Here is a 17,489-nt window from a genome sequence, read left to right as displayed (position 1 = left end):
GGGGGAACTACACATGACAGAAACAGAACTCGCACAACGTTTTCAAACGTTTGCGGAACGGGAGTGCCGCGACTCCAGTCCGTTATACGAATACTTATCACTCGAGATTGCGAAAAACCCGGAAATTCTCGCATTATGCCAACACGCACGTGACGGTCAGCCGGTTCCGAACCTGTTATTTGGTGCCGTCCATTATCTGTTGTTAAAAGGCGTCGGTCATCCGCTCGCCGCGTATTATCCAAGCGTGACTGAACGGCCAAAACCGTTTACAGATGCCTTTGCCGATTTTCAGTCATTTTGCGCGACATATGAAGCCGAGTTGATTCCGCTCCTGGCACATCGTCTTGTCCAAACAAATGAAGTTCGGCGCTGTACGTATCTCTATCCGGTCTTCAGTCAGATTCATCAACAGACACAGAGACCGCTCGCTCTACTTGAGATCGGTACAAGTGCCGGCTTACAGCTGCTGTTTGATCAATACAGCTACGCGTACGGAAACGGAGAAGTCGTCGGGAACCCGGTATCGCGTCTGCACTTGACGTCGGTCATCGAAGGAACGGAAACGCCGGCCGTGGCACAAACGCCGCCGCCGGTCGCAAGCCGGATCGGACTTGATCTGAACATCGTCGACTTACATGATGCCGATGAACAGTTGTGGCTGAAAGCACTGATTTGGACGGAGCACCGGGAACGGCTCGAGATGTTCGAGGCGGCAGCGCGTTACGTAGAAGAGTACGCGCTGGAACTCGTCGAAGGGGACGGAGTGAAGTTGTTGCCGCTCTATGCAGCACAGACACCGGACGATAGTATCCTCTGTATTTTCCATACGCATGTTGCGAACCAGATGCCGCTCGCGGTCAAAAAAGAATTGCTCCAGGTCGTCAGGGAAATCGGGCGGACGCGTAATCTCTATCACGTCTACAACAATGTCCAGGACCGTTACCTGCATCTCGATGCCTACATCGACGGTGTGTTGACGGAACAGACGATTGCCGAGACGGACGGACACGGTCGCTGGTTCAAATGGCTCGTGACACAAGAAGTATAAAATTATCTTGGATTCAAAGGAAAAGCGTTACTTTATCCAAAAAACGGGAAAAGACGACATGTACATCCATCGTCCGTCACTGTTTTCGAAAAAAGGAGCGAAGTCATGTCTAATGTGAAACTGGCTGTCATCTATTACAGTTCGACCGGAACCAATCATCAACTCGCCATGTGGGCGAAAGAATCAGGAGAAGCCGCCGGTGCTGAAGTCCGTCTTGCGAAAATCAAGGAGACGGCACCGGCAGAAGCAATTGCCTCGAATCCACTTTGGCAAAAACATACCGATGCTACGCGTGACATCGAGGAAGCGACACCCGACTTGCTTGACTGGGCAGATGCGATCATCTTCAGCGTCCCGACCCGTTACGGACACGTTCCTGGACAATTCCAGCAATTCCTCGATACGACAGGTGGTCTCTGGGGACAAGGAAAGCTGGTCAATAAAGTCGTCAGTGCCATGTCGTCTGCGCAAAATCCGCACGGTGGTCAGGAAGCGACAGTTCTTGCTGTTTATACATCGATGTTCCATTGGGGTGCGATCGTCGCAGCACCAGGGTATTCGGATCCGGTCCTGTTCGCAGCAGGCGGAAACCCGTACGGAACGACGGTCACTGTCGATCAGGACGGAAACATGGTCGAATCGGTTGAACCTGCTGTTCGTCACCAGGCGAAACGGACGGTCGATATCGCAAGCCGTATTAAAGGATAAGCAAAAACCGCGCCGTTCCGCAAGGGAACTGGCGCGGTTTGTTGTTATAACGGTGGTGTCGGATTAAGCGGTAAGTCGACCGTGAACGTCGAACCTTGTCCTTCGATTGATTCGACATGAATTTCGCCATCATGGGCACGGGCGATCTCGCGACAAATCGATAACCCGAGTCCTGTTCCACCGATTTTTCGGGTATCCGAATTATCGACACGATAAAACTTTTGGAACAGTTCGCTCATCGCGGAAGCGGGAATTCCGATTCCGTGATCGGTAATCGCGATGGTTACCCGATTAGTGTGTTCCGTTAAACGAACTTCAATTGAGCCGCCTGCTGGAGAATACTTAATCGCATTGTTAATCAAGTTTCCAAACAGCTGACGAATCTTTTTCGTATCGGCCTCAATCAAGAGCGACGAAACGTCAGTCAAGATGCGAATAGTATGTGTAGAAGATGAAAGACTATGAAGTTGCTTCAAATCCTTCAGCATCGCGAGTAGATCAAACGGTTCGAATGTGTACTGCTGACGGTTGGCTTCCATCCGTTGCAGGTCGAGGAAGTCGTTGATTAACAATGACAGTCGTTCGGTTTCCGAATGGACCGCTTTCAGATATTTTTTTTGACGATGTGGAGGGAGATCCCGTTGAATCATCAACTCGGTGAATCCATAAATCGAAGAGAGCGGTGTCCGTAATTCATGGGAAATTGTTGAAACGAGTTCGTTTTTAATTCGGTCAATTTCGACTTCATTCGTCACATCACGTAAAACGAGAAGAATCCCGCGGAATTTTCCGCCGTAATGGATTTCTTCCGAGTATGTCTTGATGAAACGTTTTTCACGATCGATCGAAAAGGTAATACCTTCTCCGGTTTCACGATTAATGAATGTTTGGTGCAGATATCGTTCGAATTCAGAGAGCTGATCCACTCGATTTTTCAGATAGGTGATCGAGTCATCGATTTCAATCAACCATTCTGCTTTCGAGTCGACGGCAGATGGATGATCGAATAAATCGAGTAACGGACGATTGATTAATTGAATCGGTCCGTCGGGTTCGATGTAGACAATCGATTCGCGGATCGAGTTCAACAAGCGGGCTGTTTTTTCCCGTTCCCGTCCAATCTCATCAAACGTCCGCATCCGGAGTAACGATAAGGCCAGCTGACGTGCAAAGGCAGCAAGCTCCTCTTGTTCCTGCGGGTCAAATGGATGATGGAGACGCATCAGGTAGATATAGGCGATGATCTCATCAGTGCTGGCATCAAGAACCGGTGTGACGGCAATCGCGCGTTGGGCAAACTGAGCGATGTGCGGGACTTTATCCTTTCGTGCTCGGCGGATGACAGGTTCGATTGTCGCAATTAAATCGTCTTGTTCTTGTTCCGTCAGACCGTAGGAAATGATATTCGTCACCGTTGTTCCTTCCTTAAAAATCAAGGAACCGTTCGTTGAATCGGTAATCTCGACCATCTTTTCGATGACGGCCGGATAAGCGGTGACTGTATCACGGGAAGCAAGAGTTTCCGTCAGCTGATTCCGGATTTTCAAGTGTGCTTCGTTCCGTAAAGTGATTCGCAACGCTTGTTCTAAATTATCATTGGATGACATCAACCGGTGTTTATTGTCGGTCAGGGCCGTCGCCATTTGATGAAAAGATTTGCTGAGCTCACCGATTTCATCGGTCCGATTCATGGGAATCAGCGGTGCGGTATGTTGCCCTTGGGCAAGCAGTTTACTTTCTTTACTGAGGAGCTGGATTTGACGTGTCGTCCGTGCGATGAACGGTCGAATGATCAACAGAATGACAAGGAACAGGACCAACAGATTGATGAGCCAAATCCATTCCGCGTATTTCGTTTGTTTGATTAGTTTCTCTTTCGCCATTTCTTCTTTCGCCTGGAGACTCGTCCGGTAACTGGTGAAGACACTCTCCATCGTATTAACGCTTTTGCGCATCGTTTCACTGTTCGATGCATTCATCTTGAATTTCCGGTTCGGATCCCGCTTGACCTGCGGCATCATCGATTTTAAACTCGGCATCTGTAAAAACGTTTCGTCCACGGTACCGTCCTGTTTGGCTTTGACATATTTAATCAGGCTCGGCATGACGAATGTCGTGTAGGACGTGTACAGGGAACGGACATCAGACGCATAAATCTGATCCGCTTGATATTTTCCGTTTTTCTCGAACCATTCGGTTTGCTGTTCAAGAGATGATTTTTTTTCATTAATGGTTTCAAGAACGGCGTCATCACCGAAAACGATATATCCGCGCATTTCATATTGTAAGGACTGCCAATCGTCCCATAAGGACGTCGCCCGTTCCTGCCGTTCACTGATCGCATCGAGACTTGTCTTGGCGCTCATCACCTGATGATTCGTATAAAAGTAAGCGGCAATCGAAGAGACTGATAACGTGATCAGTATAAGGTAAAAAGCGGACATGATTTGCCGGCTGATTTTTTGATTGAACCATTTTTTCATATGATTGTGGATGCCCCTTTGCTTCAGCGTTCCGTATTGAACATAGATGTAATTACTATACTTATTTCTTACCGTAATCGTACATTTTTTAGACTCAGAAATACAGTGTTATTAGAAAATTATCTTAAATACAAGAAATTCATACCAGAAAGTGCTAAATCAAGGGTAAGGATTAAGAAGTTGAAGGGCAGATGTCCTTTGGCAGGAAGAATGCAGAAGTATTAACATTTTGAAATGAAAGGGGAGAAGAAGGATGAATTATCGATTTTTAGCGGTGCTGTTCGCAGCGGATGCTGCCATCCTCATTATCGGAGGAATGTTGCTGCGCGATACATTTCAGTACGCACCGGTCATCGGCTGGGCGGGAGGACTCCTGTCATTGCTTGCTGCCATCGTCTTTTCAATGAAACGTCAAAAAAGCAGATAATCGAAAAACAGGATGTTCTTTCTCTTTTCGAGAAGAACGTCCTGTTTTTTTAGATTAATGCTGTTCGACGACAATCTTACCAATCGTCTTGCCACTTTCGACGAGACGGTGTGCTTCTTTTAAATTCTCTGCATTCAGTCCGATCAACGTCTGAGTGACAGTCGTCTCAAGTGTTTCTTCCTCGAGCCAAGTCGCGATGCGGGTCAGAATTTCATGTTGGCGAATCATGTCCGGTGTCCCGAACAGGGAGCGGGTGAACATGAACTCCCAGGCGAAAGTGGCACTCTTTTGTTGCAAAGCGCTGAGATTGAGTGCCTGCTCCGTCTCGACGATACTGCAGATGGTCCCTTGCGGTGTGATGACATCGACCATCGCATCAAAATGCTGATCGGTCGCATTCAGACAAAAAATGTAGTCGACGTACGAATAACCGAGTTGTTCGAGTTGTTCCCGGAAATCTTTGTGGTGGTTAATCGTATGATGGGCGCCGTGTGCTTTCGCCCAGTCAATCGTTTCCGGACGGGAAGCGGTCCCGATGACGGTCAGGCCGGCATGGTTCGCAAGTTGTGTCGCGATCGATCCGACACCGCCTGCTGCACCGATGATTAGAATCGTCTTCTCGAGATTTGATTTGGCATCAAACGTGATATGCATCCGGTCAGTTAAAGCTTCGTAAGCCGTCAAGGCAGTGAGGGGAAGCGCCGCCGCCTCGCTGAACGTCAAACGTTCCGGCTTCTTCGCAACAATCCGTTCGTCGACGAGCTGGAATTCACTGTTGGAACCGGGACGATTGATGGCACCGGCGTAGTAGACTTCATCCCCGACGGAAAAGAGGGAGGCGTGATCACCGACTTCAACGACGACGCCGGCTGCATCATAGCCGATGATTTTCGGTTCCTGTTCGTCCGCGCCCTTAGCCCGGACTTTCGTATCGACCGGATTGACGGAAATGGCTTTAATTTCGACTAGCAGATCGTGTCCTTTTGCGACGGGACGTTCGATTTCAAGATCAATCAGACTGTCGGCTTCCGTAATCGGTAAATGTTTGTGGAATCCAATGGCTTTCATCTGTTGCATGACAAAACATCCTTTCAGAGATAAGTATCTTTTGAACTTTTCCACGCGTCATGAAAAACGAAACCCGTCCAAAATTAGAAAACCTGTTTCCTTCCTGTAAGGTCCATGCGTTGAATTGGAAATTTGTAGTAGAATGCAGAGTGTAGATCTTATTAAAAGGAGTCGAATTGTATGCATGATGTCATTTCTTTTCCGGCTGCCCCGACACAATCGATCATTGAACAGTATTTAGTCCATGCGCATCCCTATCCCCGTTCGTATCAACCGGCGAAATTGATTGCGCTTCGACGGGAACGAGGGGTCATGAACCGGTTGTACCGGACAGAACGGGAACTGGTTCTCCGTCCGAGCGAATCGGTTGCTCCGCAAGTCCAGCGCCTGTCGCTTGAGCAACAACAGCGTTTGATTGGTTATATGGAAGCCCGAAAAAATAGTTTCGGGTTTGACGAAGCCGAGACATACAAATTTTATCTGCTCGAAATCGCTTATGAATTACGGCATCTTCCGCGGACAAGTCAACCGCTTCGGGCACATACGTATTATCAGCTGGAGGAATTGCTGTCCGGTAAACCGTTTGTTCTCCATGCGACGGCTCGCCGACAAGGATAAGTCTTTACTCCAAAGAAAGCTGCCTCGACGTGATGTCGAAGCAGCTTTTTGATTTAGAGGGCCGTTGTCGGTGTCGGCTTGGCACCCGTCTTTGCATAGGCCGCATCAATGTCAGCACGGATTTGTTTGACCGGAGTATCTTGTTGGTAAGCGACGATTGATTGGGCGGCGATATCGAGACACGTTCCGCACGTAATGCCGTGTGTCGTCCAAGTCGTTTTTCCATCTGCTGTTTGATCAGCGATGAAGCAATCATAGTTACTCGTGTGTCCGGCCGATTCCCCGCACCCGCAATAACACGGCATCTTTTCCAACAGATCCTGATGTTTGGCGACAGACAGGTAAATCGTCTGAATCGAAGAATCCGTTTCTTTTAAGAACGCCGGTGCAATCGCCGGCGACGTCGTCTGTTCCAGCTGATCGGCACTTGTGTGCGTCGCATGGGCCTCGTGGTCAGTATGCGGCGCACTCTTTTGTTCCGTCTGTCCGCACGCACCGAGGGCAAGCGTCGCCGACAGTGTCATGATCATCCATCCGGTTTTTCCAGGCATCTTCATTCCTCCATCACTCGTTGATTCTTTCCTTAGTATACGGTGGAAGGTTCAACGGCAGGTAAGGAGGTAATGGCGATTCGATGACAGTTCTTATCGCGTTAACTGTTGTTCGATTGTCTCGAAGTTCGTTTCTATCATCGTCAAGTATGTTGAGGCGTCTGTTCCTTTTGCCCCGAGGGAATCGGTGTAGAGGGTTCCGCCGATCGGAATGCCGGTTTCACGGGAGACCGTCTCCATGCTGCGCCGGTCGACACTCGTTTCGACGAACAGCACCGGAATGTCCTGTTGTTTGATTAAATCAACAATCCGCCGGACTTGGTCGGGCGTCCCTTGGTTATCGGAATTGATTTCCCAAATATAATCCGCTTTAAAATCATAGGCAGAGCTGAAATATTTAAAGGCGCCTTCACTCGTAATCAGATGACGTTCGGCATCCGGTATCGCAGTAAAGCGTTCTTTTGCTTTCATGTCGAGTGTTTGCAGTTCTTTAACATAAGCCGACGCATTTTTCTCATAATCCGCTTTGTTCGCCGGGTCTTCTTTAATCAATGCGTCTTTGACATTTTCAACGTATTGGATGCCATTGCTGAGATCGAGCCAGGCATGCGGGTCGGTTTCCTGTTCCTTTCCGGCTGCCGTCAAATACTTTGGTTCGACCCCTTTACTTAAAGCATAGACCGGAGCATCCTTCTCGTCCTTATTCGTACTAGAGCGGAGTTTATTGAACCAGGATCCGCCGGCTTCGAGATTCAGACCGTTGTAAAAGACGACATCGGCATCCGCCATCTTCCGGACATCGGTTGGCAACGGCTCGTATTCGTGCGGATTTTTGCCGATCTTGACCATGCTGTGGACGTCGACGTGTTCACCGCCGACGACCCGGGTCATGTCTTCTAAAATCGAATAGGTCGTAACGACTTGTATTTTGCCGTCGTCGGCAGAATCGGTAGAACAGCCGGCCAGCAAAAGGGCGAGACCGGCTAAGGGGATGAATCGTTTGAAGGTCATGGCGTGAGCTCCTTTTTCGGTAATTTCCATTTCCGGAGCAATCCGTGGCGCGGTGAGAAGATGAAGACCAGCGCAAACAAGGCGGTCGCGACCAGGACGATCGAGGCTCCGGACGACAGGTTATAGGTGAAGCTGAAGTATAGACCGACGACGGAAGAAATCGTCCCGAGACCGGCAGACAGAAAAATCATCCGCGACAACCGGTTCGTTAACAGATAGGCGGTCGCCGCCGGTGTAATCAACATCGCGACGACGAGAATGATACCGACTGTCTGAAGCGATGCGACCGTGACGAGCGTCAACATCGTCATCAGCAGGTAATGAATTAATCGGGTCGACAGACCATATGCTGCCGCCATCGTCGGATCAAATGAGGTGACAAGCAATTCTTTGTAGAATAGAAAAATTGCCCCAAGGACAATCAGACCGATGGCGAGCGTCATCCACATATCGCTTGGACGGACGGCAAGGACGTTTCCGAACAGAATATGGTACAGGTCGCTGCTGCTGCGTAAAAAAGAAATCAGGATGATCCCGAGCGCAAAGGCTGACGTAAATAAAATGCCGATGGCCGTGTCATTTTTAATCCGGCTGTTTTGACTGACGAAACCGATCCCGAGTGCGGTCAGAAGACCGGTCGCGACGGCGCCGATGAAGAAGTTAATCCCAAGCAGGTACGAGATGGCGACACCCGGCAGGACAGCATGGGAGATCGCGTCCCCCATCAGCGACATCCCGCGTAAAATGATGAAGCAGCCGATGACACCACAGATGATGCCGACCATAACGGACGTCACAAGTGCTTTCTGGAGAAAATCATATTCGGTCAAAGCTTGAATGAAATCAAGGACATTCATGACGAAACCTCCACTTTCTGAAGGAAGGCAAGCGGATTGCCGTATGCGCCTTCGATGATATGCGGCTGCAGGACATCGGTTGGCGGACCTACTGAAATGACCCGTCGATTGAGGAGTAACAGTGTATCAAAGTAATCGGCCGCCTTACTTAAGTCGTGGTGGACGACGATGATTGTCTTTCCTTCCTCACGCAACGTGCGTAACAAGTCGATGATGACTCCTTCACTGCCGGCATCAACGCCGACGAACGGTTCGTCGAGCAATAACAGGTGGGCTTCCTGCGCTAAGGCACGGGCCAAAAAGACACGTTGTTGTTGACCGCCGGACAGTTCCCCGATTTGACGGTCAGCGTAATCGAGCATCCCGACCCGTTCGAGGCAGGAGCGGGCATGCATCCGATGGTGCTTCGTCGGACGCTTGAATAGACCAAGTTGTGGAAAACAGCCGATCAGAACGGCATCGATGACGCGGATCGGAAAATCCCAATCGATCGCACTGCGTTGCGGGACATAAGCGACCTGCGTCCGAGCCTCTTTCATCGATTGACCAAGCAAACGGATCGTAGTTGCTTCTGCCGGAATCAAGCCCATGATTGCTTTGATGAAGGTTGATTTCCCGGCACCATTCGGACCGATGATTCCAATGAGTTGACCCGGCGTGAAGCGAACCGACACTTTTTCTAAGGCGATGTTTTCGAAATACGAAACGTTTAATTGTTCTACTTCTATTGCGTACATGTGAAGACACTCCTTTCAACTGCTTGAATTTTAGTGTGAAAAAAAATGTTTCCTTAGGGAAAGAAAAAGTCTAAAAAAAGAGATTGCCTTATCGCATATATTGTTCTACGAACTAATAATTTTTCCTTTAGGCAAATTTTAAGGTGAGACGAAATAAATGTCAACTGCTTTCGTAGAAGTGCTTTTGAAAACATCGTGCTAAGATGGAAGAGGAGAAAAACGCGGGGGTGAGAGGATGAGTCAGTCAGAGGAACAACAATGGAAGTTGCTTTTACTTGAGGCATTGGTAAAAGAGCGGCGTGAAGATGCGCAGCAAGTGATTGAAGAAGTCTATCCATACGATTTAGCGAACTGGTATGGTGAGCTCGGTGCGACGGAGCAAGAACGGCTCCTCCGTTATCTCGATCATGAGCGTTTGGCAGACGTCATCGAGGAACTTGAACTTGAACAGCAACTCGAGGTGTTACGACGCCTTGATGTCGAGCATGCCGGTCATGTGATGGACTTGATGGAAAATGATGATTTGGCGGACATACTGGAAGAATTACCAAAAGAAGAAGTCGACCGGTTGTTGTCCGGCATGCGTCAGGATGAGGCACTTGTCGTCCGCAATTTATTGACGTACCCGGCAGAGACAGCAGGCCGCCTGATGACGAACCGGTTCATCTGGGTAACGGAGGAGTCGACGATTGGCGAGACGATCGAGAAGATGCGGGACTATATCGAATACTCGGAGACAATCAATTACGTCTATGTCGTCAATCAGCTGAGTCAGCTCGTCGGCGTCATCTCATACCGTGATTTGATTCTCGCGAGTAACGACGAGCGGATTGCGGACGTCATGGACCGAAAAGTGATCAGCGTCTCGTCCGAGACCGATCAGGAAGATGTCGCGAAAATGTTTGAACGCTACGACTTAGTTTCGTTGCCGGTCGTCGAAGGGGACGTCCTCGTCGGATTGATTACGGTCGATGATGCCCTCGACGTCTTACGGGAAGAAGCCAACGAAGACATCGAGAAGTTATCCGCGTCCGGTAAATCGATTGATTTTGATACGAAGCCCTGGGTGGCCGCGACCCGGCGTCTGCCGTGGTTGATTTTGTTATTATTCATTGGACTGGTTTCCGGATCAATCATCAGCCAGTTTGAGGAAACCTTGTCAAAAGTCGTCGCGTTGGCATTCTTCATGCCGATGATTGCCGGGATGACCGGAAATACCGGGACGCAGTCGCTCGCTGTCGTCGTTCGTGGTTTGATTACGCGTGAAGTCGACAAAAAAGTCGTCACCCGGCTGATTCTCCGGGAGTTACGTGTCGGTCTGATCATCGGTGTGACATGTGGAATCTTGATTGCCATCATCGCCTATGTCTGGCAAGGGGATCCGATTCTTGGTCTCGTCGTCGGCAGTTCACTGATTATCACGTTGATTTTCGGGACATTGGCCGGAACGATCATCCCGTTGATTTTGCATCGTCTGAACATCGACCCGGCGATTGCATCCGGTCCGCTCATCACGACGCTGAACGATATCCTGTCGTTGCTCGTCTATTTCGGGATTGCGACAGCCTTTATCAGCCGTTTGATGTAACACAAAAAAAGTATCGTTTCGCCGGATCTCAACAGATTCGGCAGAACGATACTTTTTTTATCGACTGGAAATCAGTCGGTCTGGGCATCAAGTGTCTCTAACAAGTTCACCCAACGCGTTTCATAGTGTTGATCCGAGAACGGTTCAAGTGCTTTAGCGGCACGTGATCCCATCAGTTGTCGGGCATCGGGATGTGTCATCAAGTCGATTGCGGCTTCGGCGAACTTGGCCGTATCTCGTTTAGGAATGAGACGTCCCGTCACCCGGTCCTCGATGATTTCCGCCGGACCGTAACAAATATCGTAAGCAATGACCGGGATACCATAGCTCATGCTCTCAAGAATTGCCATCCCAAACCCTTCGGATTGTGAAGTGAAGAGTGTGGCGACGGCACCGGCATACGCTTCCCGCATATCAGTGACGAATCCTTTGAAATGGATGTGATCGGTCAAAGCCAATTCCTTGATTAATGCCAAAAGATCTTTTTCGAGTTGGTCGTTATAACCAAACCCATAAAAATCAAGGAAAGCGTTTGGATTGTGATCGACGATCCGGCGCATCGCTCGAACGCTTTCTGCGACATCTTTTTTGACTTGAATCCGTGATACGACGACAAACCGATTCGGATTGACGGGATCAACAAGTTCGCCCGAGGCTGTGTTCGTAAACGCATGAGGGATGGAATGGAACAGGGACGCGTGACCAAACTGCTGTTTCATATGGTCGGCCTGTCGGGATGTCGCTGTAATGACAGCACTCCACTCATCAATCCGTTTGAACAAAGTATTCCAGACACCACTGACTGTGGCGGTTTCATCAAAAGGTGAGACAAAGTGGTTACTGTGTCCAAACGCAACTTTTCGGATGTTTGGATGATTGACGTTAAGCACGACGGCATCTAAATTCTGTTTCGGTAAGTTCGGCAGACGGTCCCGGAATTCGGACGACAGCATGACGGCCGGATATTGCCCCAACAAACGATTGAGCGCAAAGGTATAAAAAGCAGCAGGGTCATTGAATTGGAGCTGTTCGTTTTTTCCGAAATAGAACAGATGACTCCAGTCCACGGAATTCATCTTGTGCCAAAGCGTTAAATAACAGGTACCGTTACCGTGAAGAAACTGGCGTGAGACAGGTTTGTTCGTCGTCGTGGAATAATGAATGATTTGGAACAGTTGTCCGTTTTCCAAATATTCTTCCCGTTTCAGACGATGACGTGTCTCTGAGAAGTAATCAATGAAAAGAAGGCGATCCATCGCATCAAAACGAAGATACTGAACGTACACTCCGTTGTCGAAAACACGATAGGAGTCGTTTTCTGTCCGGCTGGCGTCATCAAAGACGACGAATTGCCGGTTCAGTTGTTTCAAGAGACGAGTTTTCGTCTGCTTTTCGTTTGCCTTCTGCTGTCCTAATGTATGGATCAGGTTCGTGACCTGGACATTCGGATTTAGAAGGTCAAGCTGTATCATCTCTTCTCGGATGCTGTCGATTTGTGTCTGCAATCCAATCGTCAGGAGGTGGACTGAGCGGTCCGGTTCGGCAGCCGCAATCGTATTCGCCCGCTTGATGACGGCTTTGACGAGACCGCCGCGTTTGGTTCCCAGTGTATTCAATGTGAAAAAAGTAGTTCTTTTCATAGGTATATCAGCTAACGGACATATGGAATATGTGGTTAGCCTTCACCTCCTTTCTTTTCCCTATAGCATAACATCCTAAAAATAGGACGTGAGTAAAAGAACATGTTCAACGCATCCAGACGGCGAGTGGACCGATATCATCAAACCCGGCTTCAAGTGCCGTAATCAATTGGTCGCCATACTCATAGCCGACGAGGTGTTGTCCCGGAAAGTGAGCGGAACTGAGACGAATGATGTCATCCCACAACCGTTCATCGAGATAGTCGGATGTCAGATGCGACAGTCCGGTCGTTTGACCGTTGGAATAGGCGATGAAACCGGCCTGTTGGGCATCAGAAAAGAAGAGCCGGACATCTGTTCGTTCGAATAACGTATCCGGCAAGTCATGCGTTTCGATGAGGGCGAAGAAACGTGCCGCGTCCTCGGAAGTCGTCACGACGGTCCAGTCTGCCGGCAGTGCGCGCCGGTCGAGAATCGGCGGACGGACGATCCATTCCGCTGTGAACAGATGCGTCAGTCCCGCAAGTGAAAAATCATAGCTGGCGGTACAGTCCTTGATACTCATGACGCCAGTCAGATCGAGCTGCTGTTGATGCGCCCGGACCATCATTTCCGGATAGAGCGGCGGGACGTTACCTGTCGCTTTCCAACTGTCGAGTGTTTCCGTGACGGTACATCCGTTCAGTTCACAAATCAGGCGACACCAATCGAAGTTATTTTGAATGGCTGCTTGCCGCATCCCGACATCTCCTTTCAGTCTTCCTGTTCCTTGATTAAGACATAGGCGAGTGTGGCAATCAACGTAAGGAATAAACCACATCCGATTGTAATATAAGCCATCGTAAAGACTTTCCCGAGTGTCGTGACAGGAGCAAACGTCGGATGCCCGACCGTACTAAGCGTCGTGATACAAAAATAAAGTGCGTCGACGACGGTTAAATTTTCCTGAGTGCTGTAAAAAATCGTTCCGGACAGCAATGTCAACAGACAAAGGATCAATAGACCACGGAAATATGATAACTGGAAAGCATGGCGTAATCCTTTGAATAACCGTGAAAAAATCGCAAGCATCGAAATCATCGTGTACCTCCTTCGGACGGTCGCTGGACCGAATAGAGTGTATCATGAATCCGGTATCCGTTTTTACCATTGTATTTGATATGATACATGGCCTGATCGGCATGATGAATCAGTGTATCCAAACTAATGCCATGGTCCGGTGTTTGATTCTGCAGTAGCAAAAAGAATTCATCGCCGCCGACGCGGGCAGCGAAACCGAGTGGTTCAACGGTCTGTTCGAGCAACCGGGTTAAGTGAATCAAAAAGGCATCGCCGATTTGATGGTCGTACGTATCATTGATGCCTTTGCAACCATCCAGGTCAACGACGACGACCATGATACTGTCTTGTTTGAGAATCGCTTGCCCGGTCCGTTCATAAAAAGAAGAAAAGGACGAATCTGATTTATTTTGAAGAAAAGGGGAATCAGTCTAAATTTAGCGTCAGCTGCCGGGTTTTGATCGTCCCGATAAGACCGGACGGATCGTTTCCGGTTTTATGGGCAACAAACGCTTCATCTTCCGGTGCCGTCCGAACACGCAACGGCTTTTCATCGGCTTGGACGAGTTCGAAAATCAACTCGGCAATCGTTTCCGGAGACTGGCGCTTGGCGTGTCGGACGCGGTACGTCCGTAAATAACTTTCGACGATCGGTTTGAAATCATCGTCATGAAGACCACCTGTCTGCTCCAAACGATCGAGGACGTTTGCCGTGAAGTTCGTCTCGACGGCAGCCGGTTCAATTAATGTGACGTCGATCGAAAAAAACGGTTTGTAGTAAGTGGCGAGGCTTTCGAACAAACCTTCGAGTGCAAACTTGCTGGCACAATAGATTTCGTTCATCGGCTGACCGACGAGTCCGCTGATGCTCGAGGTGGCTAATAGGTGACTGCCGTTCGGAGCGGCCTTCAGGAGCGGCAGACAACATTCAATCGTCCGCATGACCCCAAACACGTTGATATCGAACAATTGATTGATTTCATAACTCGTCGCTTGTCCAAGCGCCCGTAACAATCCCTGACCGGCATTACAAAATAAAGCATTCAAGTGACCGACTTCCTGCTCGATGACGGAAACGGCCTGTTTTAGACTCGCGAGATCAGTTACATCGACTTCAAGAAAATGCAGATGCGGTAAGGCGGCTTGTTCCAGTGCTGGTGTCAGTTCACGTGTACCGGCATACACCGTCCATCCTTCTTCAGCAAAACGTGTCGCCGTCGCGAAACCAATCCCGGACGAGGCACCGGTGATGAAAATCGTACGCATGTGTCATTCCTCCTCTTGAATTCCTGGTTATACCGTTCTTTACCCGAATTCACTGAAGTTATTTTACGTTAAAATTGCATATTTTAATCAAAAAACTTAAAATAAAGAAAAAGAACGGGAGGACAGGCAACATGGCGCAACAGGATCGACTTCAACAAATGCGGGAATGGATCAAGACGGCACCTGAAATTTCACTCGATCAGTTGATGGAGGCGTACCGCATTTCGCGTGATACGGCCCGACGTGATTTGATTCAACTGGAGCGGGAAGGAAAAATCATCCGAGTCAAAAACGGTTTGATCCGTGTCGGGACGAACACGACCGTTCAGTACGACCGGCGGACCGAACAGCCGGAAAAAAATCGGATTGCCAAACGTGCTGTTCAGTATATTCAACCGCAGCAAAAAATCATTCTTGATGCGGCATCGACCGTTGCCCGGATGACGGTTCATCTGCCGGCAGAACCACTCCAAATCATTACGAATGCACTGGCGATCGTCGAACAACTCGAAGCCCGTCCGGAAATCGATTTGTATGTGGCCGGAGGGAAGTTGGACCGGCATGCACGCAGTCTCGTCGGTATTAAAACGGCGGATGATATTTTGAACTATCAGGTCGATTGTGTGTTTCTTGGTGCATGTGGGCTGACGGAACAAGGGATATTCGCTGAAAACCTGGAAGAAGCAATCGTGAAAAAGGCGATGATCCGGAGTGGTGCGGAAATTATTGTACTGGCGGATCATACGAAGTTCGAGAAACGATTTCTGCACAAGGTCTGTGATCTTGACCACATCGATGTCCTGATTACGGATGAACGACCGCCTGAACAGTGGCAGGCCTGGTTGCACGAAGCCGATGTCTTACTGGAAATAGCAGAGGAGGAACAAACATGACGACGATTCAAACGACACTGGTCGGATTCGGATTTTCAGCCGTAACGTTTCATGCTCCCTTGATCCAATCGTTACCCGAATATACGGTCCGGCAAGTCGTATCAAGCCAAAAGGATAAAGTGGCAACCGTGTTCCCGGAAGCAAAGGTAATCGGGACACTCGAAGAAGCATTACAAGATGAACAGACGGAACTTGTCATCATCACGACTCCGACAGCTTTACATTTTGTGATGGCGAAACAAGCCATCGAAGCTAAAAAACATGTCCTGCTCGAAAAACCGGCGGTCGTGACGATGGAAGAAGCGATAGAACTGCAACGTCTCGCGACGCGTCACGGCGTCCGTGTCGCTGTCTATCAAAACCGGCGGTACGACGGCGATTTTCTGACGGTGGAACAATTGATCGAGATGAATGAGATCGGGGATTGGCAATTGTTCGAATCACGGTTTGACCGGTATCGTCCGGTCGTCCGGGATCGTTGGCGTGAAAAGCCGGGACCGGGTTCGGGTATTTTGTTTGATCTCGGTTCCCACCTGATTGATCAGGCGCTTGCTTTATTCGGTGAACCGGATGCTGTGGTCGGAGATGTCTTATTCCAGCGTGACGGGGCGGAGACGGATGACGGATTCCACATCACGTTATTTTACGGGAAACGCCGGGTCATCTTGCGGTCCAATTCCTTTATCCAAGGATCACCCCCGCGATTTGAGTTGCACGCCACACGCGGAAGTTATATTAAATACGGCATGGATCCGCAGGAAGCGCGCCTTGCGTCAGGACAAGCCGTCGATGCCTCAATCGGTCAAGAGGAAACCGCCGACTTTGGATATCTGAAGATTGCCGATCATCCGGCCGAGCGGTTGGCGACACTTTCGGGCAACTACCTTGGTTTTTACAAAGCGCTTGCTGCAGGGCTGAAGACGGGTGACATACCGGTTGATTTGACGGATGCCCTCAAGACGATGCAACTCATCGAGGCTGTTCGCTTGAGCAGTGAGACGGGACGCAAAATCTTCCGGAAGGAATGGGATCAATGAAACTGACCGAATTGTTGGCGCAAGAAGAGACACTGACATTACGTCAGTTTACGAATCAAGATGCACTGCATGCCGGACAGTACGTCATCGACCGGGCTTTGCGGGAGCAACTCAGCGTCGCTGTCGAGCTGAAACGGAACGGACAACGGTTGTTTTATGCAGCACTGGACGGGACGGCACCCGATCAGGAAGAATGGATCCGGCGAAAATCGAACGTCGTCCTCCGGCACGGACACAGCTCACTCTACATGCGGTTGTATAATGAAGCGAAACAGCGTGCGTATCATACGATGTATGCCGTCGATCCGGCGGACTATGTGGATGCCGGCGGGTCATTCCCGATCCGCGTCACAGGAGTCGGTGTCATCGGAACGATTACCGTATCGGGTTTGTCACAGGAAGCCGACCATCAGCTGGCGGTTGATGCATTAGCCTTTTTAAAAAAGTAAGTAGACGAAAAACCGGGAGTGCCTTCGAGTTGAAGACACTCCCGGTTTT

Annotated in this window: 18 protein-coding genes and 1 pseudogene; 8 read left to right on the top strand and 11 right to left on the bottom strand. The window is 49.4% G+C overall.

The genetic code is table 11. The features are described 5' to 3' along the window. Positions 1–13 precede the first annotated feature (13 nt). Both HNY42_RS15460 and wrbA read left to right on the top strand, forming a co-directional pair. The gene (locus HNY42_RS15460; protein WP_188004818.1) at positions 14–1,048 is read left to right on the top strand and encodes a DUF2332 domain-containing protein; all 1,035 of its coding nucleotides are present in this window, start codon (positions 14–16) and stop codon (positions 1,046–1,048) included. Between the two features lie 105 nt (positions 1,049–1,153). Next, positions 1,154–1,756, top strand: coding sequence for an NAD(P)H:quinone oxidoreductase (wrbA, locus tag HNY42_RS15455; protein WP_131502452.1), 603 nt, complete (start codon positions 1,154–1,156; stop codon positions 1,754–1,756). Positions 1,757–1,800: 44 nt separating this feature from the next. Here wrbA and HNY42_RS15450 read toward each other — a convergent pair whose 3' ends face one another. Next, positions 1,801–4,239, bottom strand: a complete 2,439-nt coding sequence (locus HNY42_RS15450) for an ATP-binding protein (protein ID WP_131972035.1) — start codon at positions 4,237–4,239, stop codon at positions 1,801–1,803. 253 nt (positions 4,240–4,492) lie between these two features. Here HNY42_RS15450 and HNY42_RS15445 point away from each other — a divergent pair, with 253 nt between their 5' ends. Beyond that, on the top strand, positions 4,493–4,666 hold the full coding sequence (locus HNY42_RS15445; protein WP_188004817.1) for a hypothetical protein: 174 nt from the start codon (positions 4,493–4,495) through the stop codon (positions 4,664–4,666). Positions 4,667–4,720: 54 nt separating this feature from the next. Here the strand turns inward: HNY42_RS15445 and HNY42_RS15440 are convergent, their stop codons facing one another. Next, positions 4,721–5,734, bottom strand: coding sequence for a zinc-binding alcohol dehydrogenase family protein (locus HNY42_RS15440; RefSeq protein WP_131972915.1), 1,014 nt, complete (start codon positions 5,732–5,734; stop codon positions 4,721–4,723). A 180-nt stretch (positions 5,735–5,914) separates the two neighbouring features. On the opposite strand from HNY42_RS15440, the gene HNY42_RS15435 reads away from it, so the two are divergent. After that, positions 5,915–6,352 carry a hypothetical protein gene (locus HNY42_RS15435; RefSeq protein ID WP_131502450.1) on the top strand — a complete coding sequence of 146 codons (438 nt, stop codon included), beginning with the start codon at positions 5,915–5,917 and terminating at the stop codon, positions 6,350–6,352. Positions 6,353–6,405: 53 nt separating this feature from the next. Here the strand turns inward: HNY42_RS15435 and HNY42_RS15430 are convergent, their stop codons facing one another. The 4 genes from HNY42_RS15430 to HNY42_RS15415 form a co-directional block, all read right to left on the bottom strand. Next, positions 6,406–6,903 carry a PCYCGC motif-containing (lipo)protein gene (locus tag HNY42_RS15430; RefSeq protein ID WP_131502449.1) on the bottom strand — a complete coding sequence of 166 codons (498 nt, stop codon included), beginning with the start codon at positions 6,901–6,903 and terminating at the stop codon, positions 6,406–6,408. Between the two features lie 93 nt (positions 6,904–6,996). After that, positions 6,997–7,914 (bottom strand): metal ABC transporter substrate-binding protein, encoded by a 918-nt coding sequence (locus tag HNY42_RS15425; protein WP_188004815.1) that lies wholly within the window; start codon positions 7,912–7,914, stop codon positions 6,997–6,999. Beyond that, on the bottom strand, positions 7,911–8,771 hold the full coding sequence (locus tag HNY42_RS15420) for a metal ABC transporter permease (RefSeq protein WP_131502447.1): 861 nt from the start codon (positions 8,769–8,771) through the stop codon (positions 7,911–7,913). The genes HNY42_RS15425 and HNY42_RS15420 overlap by 4 nt, the downstream gene beginning before the upstream one ends. After that, the gene (locus HNY42_RS15415) at positions 8,768–9,508 is read right to left on the bottom strand and encodes a metal ABC transporter ATP-binding protein (protein ID WP_131502446.1); all 741 of its coding nucleotides are present in this window, start codon (positions 9,506–9,508) and stop codon (positions 8,768–8,770) included. The genes HNY42_RS15420 and HNY42_RS15415 overlap by 4 nt, the downstream gene beginning before the upstream one ends. A gap of 235 nt (positions 9,509–9,743) precedes the next feature. Here HNY42_RS15415 and mgtE point away from each other — a divergent pair, with 235 nt between their 5' ends. Continuing rightward, positions 9,744–11,096: a magnesium transporter gene (mgtE, locus tag HNY42_RS15410; RefSeq protein WP_131502445.1), complete on the top strand. Its 1,353-nt coding sequence runs from the start codon at positions 9,744–9,746 to the stop codon at positions 11,094–11,096. Between the two features lie 71 nt (positions 11,097–11,167). Here the strand turns inward: mgtE and HNY42_RS15405 are convergent, their stop codons facing one another. The 5 genes and pseudogenes from HNY42_RS15405 to HNY42_RS15385 all read right to left on the bottom strand — a co-directional run bounded on the left by HNY42_RS15405 (position 11,168) and on the right by HNY42_RS15385 (position 15,061). Then, on the bottom strand, positions 11,168–12,736 hold the full coding sequence (locus tag HNY42_RS15405) for a glycosyltransferase (RefSeq protein ID WP_131972039.1): 1,569 nt from the start codon (positions 12,734–12,736) through the stop codon (positions 11,168–11,170). A gap of 106 nt (positions 12,737–12,842) precedes the next feature. Next, positions 12,843–13,475: a hypothetical protein gene (locus HNY42_RS15400; protein ID WP_131502443.1), complete on the bottom strand. Its 633-nt coding sequence runs from the start codon at positions 13,473–13,475 to the stop codon at positions 12,843–12,845. A 14-nt stretch (positions 13,476–13,489) separates the two neighbouring features. Further along, a complete protein-coding gene (locus HNY42_RS15395) occupies positions 13,490–13,816 on the bottom strand; it encodes a potassium channel family protein (RefSeq protein ID WP_014971462.1) in 327 nt (108 codons plus the stop codon). Further along, positions 13,813–14,166 (bottom strand): annotated as a pseudogene (locus HNY42_RS15390) (GGDEF domain-containing protein); the annotation flags it as partial. The gene HNY42_RS15395 and the pseudogene HNY42_RS15390, both read right to left, overlap by 4 nt. Positions 14,167–14,221: 55 nt before the next feature. Then, positions 14,222–15,061 (bottom strand): SDR family NAD(P)-dependent oxidoreductase, encoded by an 840-nt coding sequence (locus HNY42_RS15385; RefSeq protein WP_188004813.1) that lies wholly within the window; start codon positions 15,059–15,061, stop codon positions 14,222–14,224. 131 nt (positions 15,062–15,192) lie between these two features. Here HNY42_RS15385 and HNY42_RS15380 point away from each other — a divergent pair, with 131 nt between their 5' ends. The 3 genes from HNY42_RS15380 to HNY42_RS15370 are packed head-to-tail and all read left to right on the top strand — an operon-like array spanning position 15,193 to position 17,440. Further along, positions 15,193–15,954, top strand: coding sequence for a DeoR/GlpR family DNA-binding transcription regulator (locus HNY42_RS15380; RefSeq protein WP_188004812.1), 762 nt, complete (start codon positions 15,193–15,195; stop codon positions 15,952–15,954). After that, positions 15,951–16,991: a Gfo/Idh/MocA family oxidoreductase gene (locus tag HNY42_RS15375; RefSeq protein WP_188004811.1), complete on the top strand. Its 1,041-nt coding sequence runs from the start codon at positions 15,951–15,953 to the stop codon at positions 16,989–16,991. Before HNY42_RS15380 ends, HNY42_RS15375 begins: the two co-directional genes overlap by 4 nt. Next, a complete protein-coding gene (locus HNY42_RS15370; RefSeq protein ID WP_188004810.1) occupies positions 16,988–17,440 on the top strand; it encodes a heme-degrading domain-containing protein in 453 nt (150 codons plus the stop codon). The genes HNY42_RS15375 and HNY42_RS15370 overlap by 4 nt, the downstream gene beginning before the upstream one ends. Positions 17,441–17,489: the final 49 nt, after the last annotated feature.

Origin of the sequence: Exiguobacterium sp. Helios, assembly GCF_014524545.1 — a bacterium.
Classification (GTDB): Bacteria; Bacillota; Bacilli; order Exiguobacteriales; family Exiguobacteriaceae; genus Exiguobacterium_A.
The sequence above is the reverse complement of the archived record's forward strand: the minus strand, read 5'-3'. Positions and strand labels throughout refer to the sequence as shown.